We start from the raw sequence: 12,029 nt of genomic DNA, 5'->3' as shown, positions 1-12,029 counted from the left end.
CACAATAATCTTCTCTTTTTCCCTTTTCGCTGATTTTTTCAGCAAAGGAGGGGTGCCGGGGAGTAGCGTGAGCAAGCCGCTAATAGCTGGCACAAAAAAGTCCAACCATTCGTTAGGAATTAAGTTGGACTTACTTTATTCGGCTTTGTCATCTAATGCTTTGAACTACGAAGCATTACGAGAGTGTCTTAGTGATTGCGACGTGGGCCGTTACGAACTAACTCTTTGCCATTGTCAAAAACTTCTTTGGTGATCCAACGAGCAAGCAGAACTTTATGGCTGCTGTTGAATACGGCAACGAAGTGGCGACCATCAGCGTTATTGGTTGCCATGCCCACGCCTTCAACACCTTCTAGGCCGAGACCGCCAGCTTCAACTGAAATTAGGAATTGTTCTAGCTCTTCTAGAGACTCAATAATATCAAGTTCGTTGTTCATTTTTATGCTCTCTTACTGTGAGCCAATATCGTATTTAGAGGCGTTTTAGTGCTGCGCCTGAGTGAAGATATTGGTCGTTGTTCTTTGTTGGATGCGTACTCTACAGGTCATAAAGATGGATTGGAACTGTCAAATATTAGATGCGGGTTTATTTTTTGCTAATTTTTAGCACAACATACGTTTAAATGCTTGTTATCCATCTTCTTTTTACTACTATTTATAAGGTCAATTTAGACATTAATAGGAATTAATATGATGAAGGTTTGGCGTTGTCTATTGTTGATGTTGACGCTTGTCGCATTTGGAAGTTTTGCACAAGGCGTTGATAAAATTGCAGAAGCACAAGATCAGCTAATGCTGGATCTAACAACATTAGAAACCGCGCATGATGCTGAGAAGCCGTTTCTAGAAGATATATTAAGACGAAAGAACCAAGCACTTCGTGAGGAGATTTTTTCCCAGTTATCCTCCGATAAAGAGGAAGGGTTAGATACCGTTCTTGCTCAGCAGGTTGAACTTTTACAACATTTACTGTCATTGAACGAAGTTAAGATTGTCTCGATGAGTAAAGAGAATCGTTCGGCTGAAGGGGATGCTAAAAAGCGTCTTGAGCTGCTGATTCAAAAACGAATTGGGATGATGGATGTCTACTATCAACAACTCTCTAAAACTTTAAGTTGGTCGAAAGAAAGAGGCGTCGATGTAACGGCCGCGGAAAGCCAGTTAAAAGCGGCATTGCTTTCTCGTTCTCAATATCTCACTAATGCGATTCTTTACACAGACACTCAGCGTCAAGATCTAGAACGCCGCTTGTCTTTTGTTAGTGAAGAAGAAAAAGCGACGATCAAAACTGAACTAGTACGCTTTAGCGAACGAACCAGTGTCATGGTCGCCAGTTTAGAGAAAAACATCTCTATGATGGCGCCATTTGGTGTGGATGTGACGTCTTACAAGCGCATCCTATTGGCGACGACAGGGGACATTAATGCTGACGTACTGGATGTTGATGTCGCATTAGATCTATTGGATAGCTGGTTGCGTTCGTTTAGTTCATGGGCATTTGAAAATACTCCTTCTTTTGTCGTCAAGCTTGCACTGTTCTTGGGTATTTTGTACGTAACTCGGCTTGTTGCCAATGTTGCTCGTAAGACGGTCCGTAAGAGTGTTTCGCATTCAAAAATGGATTTCAGCGTATTGATGCAAGAATTTTTTGTATCCATCGCCTCTAAAGCTGTTGTGTTTATTGGTTTGCTTATTGCCCTATCTCAGATAGGAATAGAGCTTGCACCATTACTTACTGGTTTTGGTGTTGCGGGTGTCATCATTGGTTTTGCGTTACAAGATACTTTGTCTAACTTTGCATCAGGTTTGATGATCTTAATCTATCGTCCTTACGATGTTGGTGACATGGTTAAAGTGGCTGGCGTGCAAGGAACGGTAAAGGACATGAGTTTAGTGTCAACCACGATTCAAACTATCGATAACCAACGCTTGGTGATCCCTAACAATAAGATCTGGGGTGATGTGATCAATAACATTACTGCAGAGCGTGTTAGACGTGTTGACATGGTTTTTGGTATTGGTTATTCCGATGATATCGATAAAGCAAAAGGTGTGTTAAATGACATCATTCTTGCGCATCCTTTAGTGCTTAAAACACCAGAACACATGATCAAGCTTCACACCTTGAATACGTCTTCGGTTGATTTTGTAGTGAGACCTTGGGTTAAGACTGAGGATTACTGGGATGTATATTGGGATGTGACGGAAACTGTAAAGAAACGCTTTGATGAAGAAGGCATCACGATTCCATTCCCACAACGCGATGTACATATTTACAATCACGAAGAGAATTAGCCGGAAGAGCCAAAGAGTGGTTTGGAGGCCGTATTCTTAATGCTATATCAAATGGACGCTGAATAGCGTCCATTTTTATTGGGTACTATTGTTACTGAGTTTCCGCTTATCTTGAGCGGCATTTCTGTATCTAGCTTCACCCGCCTGAGAATTAAGTTATGATGGGGTAGGCTTAGTTTGGACAGTTGAAACCGAATGGATGATTTACAGCAAAAAACGAATACTAGAAATACAACGGTAAGAAAAGCGATACGAATCGAAAGTGTTATGAACTCTGCGATGTGGCATTTAACTCAGAGAGATATGACAGAAAGCGAGCTGATTGCAAAGCTCAAAGTGAAAACCGACAATCAAGAATGGATCGATGAAACTTTGGGCACCTTGAAAGGCTTTGGGTATCTCAAGTCTGACCAAGTGTTTGCAGAACAATTTGTGGAGCAAGCTTTTTCTGGTGAATTTGGCTCTCGATATATTGTTGAAAAATTGAAGAAGAAGGGCCTAAAGGACTCTGTGATTTCTGATGCCATCCATAAGGTGTCCTTTGAGAAATCAATTGATGAACAAAACATCTTAATAGATCGAATTAACCACTATTACACAAGCTTTACCATGAGCCGTGAAAAGCTTGTGGCGACACTGCAAAAGCGCGGCTTTAGCTATCAACAAGTTAAAGTGGCGATTGATCAGCACCCGCAAGCCCATGAACTTATGAGTAACATGCAAATTAAAGCAGAGAAGGCTGACTTAGAGAAAGAAGTGCTTAAGTATGCTCGTAAGGGTAAAGGCTTGACTGCTATCCAGCAAGAGTTGAGACAAAGACAAATCGATACCAGTGAACTGCCATCGTTAATCGACCGATTGATTAATGAAGAGCAACTGGATTTCTACTCTTCTTGTTTAGAGCAGTTACAGAAAAAATCCTATGATCTTAATGACCATAAAGAACGCTCTAAAGCTTATGCAATGTTGAGTCGAAAAGGTTTCTCTTCTGATGAGATCAAATTTGCTCTGAGTGAAGGTAACGAGTAACAGGCGGTATCGAGCTTAAGACATATCTAGTGCCTTATTTTAACGTGTCGTGTGTATGTTTTCTGTAAGACCTAGGCCATTACGTAAGGCGAATTGAATGAGCTCGTTATGGTTATTTAAATTGAGCAGTCCAAGCATTCTATACTTATGAGATTCTATGGTTCTTGAACTTAAGTGAAGTTGCTCTGCGCAATCTTTTGCGCTAAACCCTTGAGCAATCAGCGCTAAAACTTTGGTCTGCTTTTTTGTCAGTAATAGTAGCTTATCACTGTCGTCTTCTAGTCGGTTCTCATTCTGTTTTAGCGTTCTAGCTAGTGTGGAATGTTGCCAGTAACAAAGCCAAACTTCACAGACTAACTTTAAGCGTTTGATGTCTTCTAAGTCGAAATTGGTGTCGGCATCGTGAAAATTAGTAAAAGACAATGCTCCCCAACGTTGATTAAATAGCTGTAGTGGTATGATACAGTGCCAACGTCCCCCTTCTTTGTACAACTGCTTTAATACATAGTTATTGCTGTTTATGAGCTCATCTTTTGAGAAGGTTAGATAGGTCTCGTTAGTCTTCAAAAGCTTTAAGTAATCAAGATAATTACCACCAATGAGGTTCTTCTTGTTAACTGGAGGAATGTGTTTTTTGGAGACTGAGCACGTTTTGCCATCTTCTAATAAGACCATTGAATTTGGATAAAGTGTAAGACGATCAATACCAAACCAATCAAGTACGTCAAAGCTCGCTTGCGACCAAGTTGTTTGAAAGTTGTTTGGGTCACTATTGATCAAAGTTGCAGATTGCTTCATTAATAATTGTTCAAAGCTATAGTTAGAAGCGCTCACATTTTTTCCTTATCAATCGTTCGGCTACTCATTCACGCGCTGAAGATATTCGCTAAAGCACGACAGCGCAAGTTAACATTACAAGATCGCGAAGGTGTTCTAAGTTCTCTTTTTTTATAACGCTTTATTATATGAGGCATGGCGAAAAGCCGTACTTTTACTGCAGCAATTGAACGGTGTTTTTTATAGGCTCAAGAATTTTAATTCTGCCATATAACCCTGTGATTATTTTAAGAACACTACTGACCTTATCATTGTTGATGCTAACTTTTCGTACAGCACTAGCGTCTCCTCTGTTTGTTTATGCACAATCTCCAATACATTCAAATGTGCTTTCAACTCAGCTTCGTTCGGCTCAACCTAACAGAGCAGGCACTATTGAATTCAAGTCCTCTTATACTCAGGCGAGTATATGGGCTCATACGGGTACTTATTCACTCGATTATTATCAGAATCAATCCACCATGGATTTTAACAATGCGGGTGTTCATGTGTCTGACTTTGAAAGTGATGATTTAACTAATGCGCTGACTTTTTACAATGAACTACTGCTGTATTCTAGAGGGCCAATGTCGCTCTCGGCTGGTGGTTCGCTGTTTTATAACAATGTAAAAAATGGGCTGTTTGCGAGAACAAGCTTCGAGCAAGGTATTCAACTCAACTACAGCTATATCACGCCAAGGCATAGCATATTCTCCACCCTCGGGCTCGTACATCGAAACAGCGATGGCTCTTCTGTGAGAGATGAAAACCTAAGCCCTGAAAACCTAAGTACAAGTTGGGCGATAGGGTATGAATACCGGCTTAACCAACAACACAGTTTGGTTATAGAGTCTCTCAACTATCAAGGTTGGGCGAGTAATGATCCTGATTTTTCAGAAACCTCTAACGAAGTGGTCGTTGGGTATCGATATCGTTTGTATCGACTCGCGGTTGAAACCTTGATAGTCGAAAACATCCGTAACATGGATAACAGCACGGACATCGGCTTTACACTCGGATTGCGTTTTTCTATATAAACGACACATTAATATATTCTTATTTCATGAAATTCACCAAAGCTATAAAATTTCAGTAAATTTACGGTATATCAATAACATAATTTTTTGAACAATAGCGCCACTCCAAAAGGCCGGACTAACAAGGCCGAATCAATATATACAGGTAGTGGTTATCATGAAAAAGACATTAGTAGCACTTGCGATTGCGAGTATTTCAAGCTCAGCTTTCGCTGTAAACACAAGCAGCCAAAACAGCCAGAACGAAGATATGTTTGCATTTGATTCAATGCATAAAGATCAATTCTCAGTATCAGGCTCTTTTGGTGTTGGTGGTTACTACGACACGGGCTCTAAAGCGTTTTATGATGACTGGGCGACAGGCCTTACGCTTGCAGTAAACTACCGCAACAACCGTGTTGTCGGTTACTTCGAAACTGACTTAATGGTGAATTACACGACAGACAACAACGTTTCTGCAAATGACGCAGCAACGGCGGGTTGGACAAACGGTATCGATACAGGTCCAGCAACTGACGTAGATAAAGCGTGGCTTGGTTTTGATACTGGTTTCGGTATCGCTTCATTCGGTTGGGAAAACGATACTGCATTAGACAAAGTAGATGGCGCTGGTGATACAACATACGAGTTTGGGGCTTCTGCTGGCGACGCTTCTGATGCGTTTAACGTTATCAAGTTCCAAGGTGCAACCAATGGCTTTGCTTACGGCGTTTCTTACTTTGAAACTGACGATGATCATAACGATGCTGACAAAGGTATTAACGGTTACATCGGTTTAGAGCAAGAAGTGTTCAATATTTACGCTGGTTATGAATCGCGTGATAACGATGCTGATTACGAAGTATATACGGTGTCAGGTAATGTAAAAGTTGGCGACCTTACGCTAGGTATGAACTCTTGGATTGATGAAAGTGACTCTAAGAAAGACACTGGTTACTACGTTTCAGGTGGTTACGCGGTTTCTGCCGATCTAACAATTGCAGCGGGTTACGCATTTAACAGTAATGAATTAGATGGTCAATCTGACGTAGATTCTTCTTACATCAATATTGCGGCAATGTACCGTATCGCTGATAACGCTGACATGGGTATCGATATCAAGCAAGATTTAGACGGTTACCGTGTTGGCGAGGCTAGCGCGCAATACGATGAAGAGACACACGTATTCGCAGCCGCTTACTACTACTTCTAAGATTTCAAATACTGAAACTGAACACTATGGTGTAATCGCTTGCCTGGTCGTTATACCGTATTCTCTTCTTTATGCAGTTTAAGCATCCACAAATCGACATGTGGTATGCCACTCAATACCACGAGTGGAATTATTATTTGGAGAAATGTAATGGTTAAGAGCATTACGGCTAAGGGTATTATTTATGGAAATGATACCCTATTTACGTGTAAGCCTAATCGAAATGGATTCTTCGAGTTAGCACGTAAACATGGAAGAGTTGCAGGTACTCGCCCACAAGATCTCAAGAATAAGGTTTATGCCGAAACTCTTGATGAAGCTTGGCATTTACTCAAAACAGAAAAGTTTTATATTGTTTTGACGGGACAAGTATTTGGTATTCACAGAAAGTCTTTACGCAGTGTTGATTCTGTCGATATTGATTTCGAGAATGACATTCAACCTGTATGTGCCACGATGTAGACTCGGGTACAAAGCAAAAAAGGACGCTCATTGATCGTCCTTTTTTCGTTTGGTCTTTTGGTTCAACCTAGGTTAAAGGTGCTTAGCACCTGCTATCGACCGTATTGCCCAACGATGAATTGCTCAAACTCATCACACATCTGATGGTTTGAGCTATTATTATTCGCTAGCTCGGCTGCCCCATCAACGATCGAAATCTTAGCATTCAAATCAGCAATTGGTGCACGTTCTCTTGTCGACAGCTGCTTTATTTTTTGCTCTTCAATCGCCCAAGCTTGCTCTGGCGATAAGTTGCACTCGTCGGCGAGGTATTTGGCGTTAAAACCTTCTCCTGTCAGGCTTTCGATTGTCCCATTATGATTCACGCTATTTCCCTTGTACCAGTAGTGCTTAGCCAACAAAGGGCCGATTTCTGGGTTATCGGTTAAATAACCAAACTTGTCAGTGAAATAGGCACGAGTTTGGTAAACCGCCATATGAGCCAATAGATAGCCTTGGTAAGCACAAGAAGCTTCATCGGACAGCAAATGTGGAATCGCCATTAATGGGCGTGGACTGCAAGATAATCCAAGAATCGTTTTCTCACTATGACGTGCGAGCTCCGTGATTTTTTCAGGTGTCAGATCTTCATCCGCCAATTCGTATAGCGCTCGTTCAAAGTAAGGAACCACAAGAATGCTGCGTTCTTCATAGGCTTTGAATGGTTGTTTGTTATCAATGATAGCTTTAATCAATTCATCTGGTATAGGTTGGCCTTCTGAATTCAGCGCATACTGTTTTAGCCAATCGGCATCTGTCAGCAGACTGTCGCAGAACATCGATTGGGTTTCGGCATAAGCCATCGAGGTTGGTGCAAATTCCTGAGAGAAACAAGGCGCATTCATTTTCACATTGGCAAAGTGTGCGGCGTGTCCACCTTCGTGAAACAGCGTATTAATACCATCATAACCACTGCCAATTTGATCGGGTTTGGCATTGCTAGTGAAGTTTACTTTAGCAGCAACCCAAGCACCTTGATCATAGAAAGAAGGAATAGGCCCATGACAGAACCCATTTGGGTATTTACCTTTACGATCAAGGAGATCCAGTTTCAGTGTTGCTTGAGAATATTCGATGTTGAGACGGCCAAAAGACTCTATCCAGCGTCTGAGTGACTTTGAGAATGGAACATAAGGGTCCAAGTCATTCATAACATCACCAGCAAAAGAGTAGATAAAGTTATGCGCTTCCAGTGCATTCTGGCCTTTTTTCTCAGCTAAGTTAGTTAGGCTTTTTAGATTGTTATCGCGCGTGCGTGCTTCGAAGTCATCCAATATCGTGAACAATTGTTGTGTCGTCATTTGCTCAGTTTTAACCACTGAGTAATCAAAGAAGGTTTTGAAACCAAGCGATTGAGCAAACTGATTGCGCTTTTTGATAAGTTCGATGAAGCCGTTAGCTAATAGCCATTGTTCTAAATCTAATAGTGCTTGGTGTGCAAAAAGTCTTACCTGTTCATTGCCATTACTTCTGACGGCTGAACCTAGAACCGGCAATGATCCTTCGGTCTCTTCACCCGCTTCATTTACGTAAGTCATGACATGGTTTTGTTTTTTCTCAAATAATTCGGCCTCAAATTTGATGAGTTCGGCTTTCAACTTCTGAGATGGTTCTGATTCGATCGAGTGAGATCTAAAGGTCGCTAGCCAACCATTTAATCCGGTTAGTGTGCTCTTCCTTTCTTCAAGATCTTGAATCTCGCCGATTGCATCAATGTGTTTTTGGATAGCAGTAATTTGCTCGGCAGAACTAAGAAACTCGGTCCACTGGGTTTGTGCAGATGTTGACCCATCGTGGTCATCACTTATTCCCATGTAAGTATCCCAAAAGAAGTCTTCTTTTGCTTTGTGAGTCGCAAGATAATCTTGATTTAATTGGTTGAGATAGTTCGTTGCAGTCATGATGTTCCTTGAAAAATAACGCCTGAGTTTCAAGATTATGACACATTCATAGGACGTATTTTGTGACGTTGCATATAACGGAATGTAAGTCACAGGATCTCGGTTTACATTACGGCGTATGTGTGTAAATTAATTAACTGTTAACGTTTTGTTTTTTGCTAGTATTATTTAAAGAATATCCGCTGATTTTTTCGCCTTTTATTGAGCAAATGGATGTCCTCAATGTCAGCGTTTTTGTAAGGAAGAGGTTTAGGATGGATCCTATTTTATATATCGAAGTTGGTGGTGTCGTATGGCAGGTATTTGCTGATGGTACATGGCTTCAAGTGCCCGCATCACAGCCTAAAGTTGAAGGTGTGCAAGTTGTTAGTATTGAGTCTCAGAATTTAGATCAGACTCAATCGATCACTGAGCCACAAATAGCGGCTGTCGAACAACAACTCGAAGAGGTCGTGACTCAGCTCGTCAACAATATCGAAAGTGCGCCTCAACAACCGAGTTCTGCCAATGATCAACCCAGCTCCAGTGCCTCTTTTATTGCATATGTTCGCTCTACATTAGATGAAACTCTTGCAGAAGCAGGTTTTGACACTCGACCGACCGAATATGAAGAGGAAGACACCACTTCAAACGATGGGAATCTAGATGCGCTGTTACCTAGTGCAGAACTGACCGTAGATATACTTGATGGCGGCGACGGTTACGAAAACCAGTTTGAAGTACCAGGTGTCACTATTAAGGGTACGGCTGTGGATGTTCGTGATGGACGAACAGTTGCAATTACCATCACCGATGTTAACGGCAACACATTAACTACCACCGCGATCACAACGAACGAAACTTATGTTGTGAATGGTGTCGATCTTACTTCTCTGGCTGAAGGCGATCTCCAAGTTGATGCGATCATTGCCGATGATTTTGGTAATAGTATCACTGCCAATGACTCCACAATCAAAGATACGCTAGCGACAATCGATGTCGACTTTGATGGCTTTGGTGATGAGTTTTATAACAAATTCGAAGTCAATAACGGTGCCTTAGTAGGTACAGTAACTAATGTTGAAGATGGTCAAACTATCTCCATCACGATTACGGATAGTAAAGGCCTGTCTGTGAGTTACTCAACAATAGTGTCTGGAAATAGCTGGACGCTCGAAAACCAAGATTATTCCAATTTCGCCGAAGGTGAACTCACGGTTGTTGCAAGTACCATCGATATTGCCGGAAACCCAACGTCAGCTAGCGATACCATTGTTAAAGATACGATTGACCGAATCCTTGTCAGATTCGATGGATTTGGCGATAACTATTATAACGAAAATGAAGTTAGCAAAGGCGCACTGATTGGTGCGATCTTCAATGTCGAAGATGGGCAAGCTATTGATATTACGATTACAGATAGTAATGGTTTGTCTGTTGACTACACCACAGTTGTTTTTGGCAATTTTTGGAGTCTGAAAGACCAAGATTACTCTGGCTTCGCGGAAGGTGAGTTGACGGTTGTCGCTAGCACGACGGATGTAGCTGGCAATACGATTTCGTCTACCGACACAATTATTAAAGATACCTTAGTGAACATTGGTGTTGATTTCTCTGCATCTGATGATGAGTTTTATAATCAAGCAGAAGTCTCCAATGGGGCGTTGGTTGGTACTGTGGCAAATGTGGAAGACGGTCAAACTATATCTATCACGATCACAGATGCTAATGGCAAGTCGGTTGATTATTCAACTGCGGTATCTGGTGGTAACTGGACTCTGACTGGCCAAGATTACTCAGGTTTTGCAGACGGCGAGCTAACGGTTGAAGCTACGGTTACGGACATTGCCGGTAATACTGCTACTTCTAGCGATACTATCGTCAAAGATACACTGGCGGATATCAGTGTCGATTTTGATGGCTTTGGTGATGAGTATTACAACTCTGCCGAGGTTAGTAATGGCGCATTAGTTGGCACGGTGACCAATGTTGAAGATGGCCAGACAGTATCAATCACCATCACCGATGTTGATGGTAAATCAGAAAATTATACAGCGATAGTTTCCGGTGGCGAATGGACTCTAACTGGCCAAGATTACTCTGCTTTCGCAGAAGGCACGCTAACAGTAGAAGCAACGGTTACGGACGTTGCGGGTAATACAGCAACTTCTAGCGATACCATAGTTAAAGATACGTTGGCGGACATCAGTGTCAATTTCGATGGTTTTGGTGATGAGTACTACAACTCTGCCGAGGTGAGTAATGGCGCATTAGTTGGCACGGTGACCAATGTTGAAGATGGCCAAACAGTGTCAATCACCATCACCGATGTTGATGGTAAGTCAGAAAATTATACCGCGATAGTATCTGGTGGCGAGTGGACATTAGTCGGCCAAGACTATTCGGGTTTTGCAGAAGGTATCATGACTGTAGAGGCTACAGTTACTGACGTTGCAGGCAATACTACAACTTCTAGCGATACTATCGTCAAAGATACGTTAGCAGACATCAGTGTCGATTTTGATGGCTTTGGTGATGAGTATTACAACTCCGCCGAAGTGAGTAATGGCACTTTGGTCGGAACTGTGACCAATGTTGAAGATGGCCAGACAGTATCAATCACTATCACCGATGTCGATGGCAAGTCAGAAAATTATACCGCGATAGTTTCCGGTGGCGAATGGACTCTCATTGGTCAAGATTATTCAGCTTTCGCTGAAGGTACGTTAACAGTTGAAGCTACGGTTTCAGACGTTGCAGGCAACACTGCTACTTCTAGCGATACGATCTTCAAAGATACGCTGGCGGATATTAGTGTCGATTTTGATGGTTTTGGTGATGAGTATTACAACTCTGCCGAGGTCAGTAATGGCGCATTGGTCGGCACGGTGACCAATGTTGAAGATGGCCAGACAGTATCAATCACTATCACCGATGCCGATGGTAAGTCAGAAAATTATACCGCGATAGTTTCTGGTGGCGAATGGAGTCTCATTGGTCAAGATTATTCAGCCTTCGCTGAAGGCACGCTAACAGTAGAAGCTACGGTTGCGGACATTGCGGGTAATACGGCAACTTCTAGCGATACGATCGTCAAAGATACGTTAGCGGACATCAGTGTCGATTTTGATGGTTTTGGTGATGAGTATTACAACTCTGCCGAGGTCAGTAATGGCGCATTGGTCGGCACGGTGACCAATGTTGAGGATGGCCAAACAGTATCAATCACTATTACGGATATTGATGGCAAGTCAGAAAATTATACCGCGACAGTGACTGC

General features: G+C 42.0%; 9 protein-coding genes. 6 read left to right on the top strand and 3 right to left on the bottom strand.

Annotation, left to right across the window (positions count from 1 at the left end; translation table 11 throughout):
* Window positions 1-188: 188 nt before the first annotated feature.
* The gene (locus IQO02_RS16830) at window positions 189-437 is read right to left on the bottom strand and encodes a hypothetical protein (RefSeq protein WP_010431154.1); all 249 of its coding nucleotides are present in this window, start codon (window positions 435-437) and stop codon (window positions 189-191) included.
* Between the two features lie 252 nt (window positions 438-689).
* Here IQO02_RS16830 and IQO02_RS16825 point away from each other — a divergent pair, with 252 nt between their 5' ends.
* Window positions 690-2,294 carry a mechanosensitive ion channel family protein gene (locus IQO02_RS16825; RefSeq protein WP_016769344.1) on the top strand — a complete coding sequence of 535 codons (1,605 nt, stop codon included), beginning with the start codon at window positions 690-692 and terminating at the stop codon, window positions 2,292-2,294.
* A gap of 195 nt (window positions 2,295-2,489) precedes the next feature.
* On the top strand, window positions 2,490-3,323 hold the full coding sequence (locus IQO02_RS16820; RefSeq protein WP_010431150.1) for a RecX family transcriptional regulator: 834 nt from the start codon (window positions 2,490-2,492) through the stop codon (window positions 3,321-3,323).
* Between the two features lie 39 nt (window positions 3,324-3,362).
* Here the strand turns inward: IQO02_RS16820 and IQO02_RS16815 are convergent, their stop codons facing one another.
* Entirely contained in the window at window positions 3,363-4,157 is a 795-nt protein-coding gene (locus tag IQO02_RS16815) for a response regulator transcription factor (protein ID WP_010431147.1), read from the bottom strand.
* Window positions 4,158-4,417: 260 nt separating this feature from the next.
* On the opposite strand from IQO02_RS16815, the gene IQO02_RS16810 reads away from it, so the two are divergent.
* From IQO02_RS16810 to IQO02_RS16800, 3 genes are all read left to right on the top strand, one after another.
* The gene (locus IQO02_RS16810; protein WP_016784256.1) at window positions 4,418-5,176 is read left to right on the top strand and encodes a DUF3187 family protein; all 759 of its coding nucleotides are present in this window, start codon (window positions 4,418-4,420) and stop codon (window positions 5,174-5,176) included.
* 157 nt (window positions 5,177-5,333) lie between these two features.
* Window positions 5,334-6,368 carry a porin gene (locus IQO02_RS16805; RefSeq protein ID WP_010431141.1) on the top strand — a complete coding sequence of 345 codons (1,035 nt, stop codon included), beginning with the start codon at window positions 5,334-5,336 and terminating at the stop codon, window positions 6,366-6,368.
* Window positions 6,369-6,518: 150 nt separating this feature from the next.
* Entirely contained in the window at window positions 6,519-6,830 is a 312-nt protein-coding gene (locus tag IQO02_RS16800; protein ID WP_010431139.1) for a hypothetical protein, read from the top strand.
* A 92-nt stretch (window positions 6,831-6,922) separates the two neighbouring features.
* Here the strand turns inward: IQO02_RS16800 and IQO02_RS16795 are convergent, their stop codons facing one another.
* Complete coding sequence (locus tag IQO02_RS16795) at window positions 6,923-8,770, bottom strand: M3 family metallopeptidase (protein WP_102282446.1); 1,848 nt, start codon at window positions 8,768-8,770, stop codon at window positions 6,923-6,925.
* A gap of 254 nt (window positions 8,771-9,024) precedes the next feature.
* Here IQO02_RS16795 and IQO02_RS16790 point away from each other — a divergent pair.
* The coding region (locus tag IQO02_RS16790) for a beta strand repeat-containing protein (RefSeq protein WP_228006064.1) at window positions 9,025-12,029 on the top strand (3,005 nt) is incomplete at its 3' end.

The sequence above is a fragment of the Vibrio sp. OPT24 genome, from assembly GCF_015163545.1.
Lineage (GTDB): Bacteria > Pseudomonadota > Gammaproteobacteria > Enterobacterales > Vibrionaceae > Vibrio > Vibrio cyclitrophicus.
The sequence above is the reverse complement of the archived record's forward strand: the minus strand, read 5'-3'. Positions and strand labels throughout refer to the sequence as shown.

What these genes read in the sequence shown, in the direction of transcription:
- IQO02_RS16820 (WP_010431150.1), top strand. Translation starts at nt 2,490, where the DNA reads ATGGATGATTTACAGCAAAAAACGAATACTAGAAATACAACGGTAAGA.
- IQO02_RS16825 (WP_016769344.1), top strand. Translation starts at nt 690, where the DNA reads ATGATGAAGGTTTGGCGTTGTCTATTGTTGATGTTGACGCTTGTCGCA.
- IQO02_RS16830 (WP_010431154.1), bottom strand. Translation starts at nt 437, where the DNA reads ATGAACAACGAACTTGATATTATTGAGTCTCTAGAAGAGCTAGAACAA.
- IQO02_RS16795 (WP_102282446.1), bottom strand. Translation starts at nt 8,770, where the DNA reads ATGACTGCAACGAACTATCTCAACCAATTAAATCAAGATTATCTTGCG.
- IQO02_RS16800 (WP_010431139.1), top strand. Translation starts at nt 6,519, where the DNA reads ATGGTTAAGAGCATTACGGCTAAGGGTATTATTTATGGAAATGATACC.
- IQO02_RS16810 (WP_016784256.1), top strand. Translation starts at nt 4,418, where the DNA reads ATGCTAACTTTTCGTACAGCACTAGCGTCTCCTCTGTTTGTTTATGCA.
- IQO02_RS16805 (WP_010431141.1), top strand. Translation starts at nt 5,334, where the DNA reads ATGAAAAAGACATTAGTAGCACTTGCGATTGCGAGTATTTCAAGCTCA.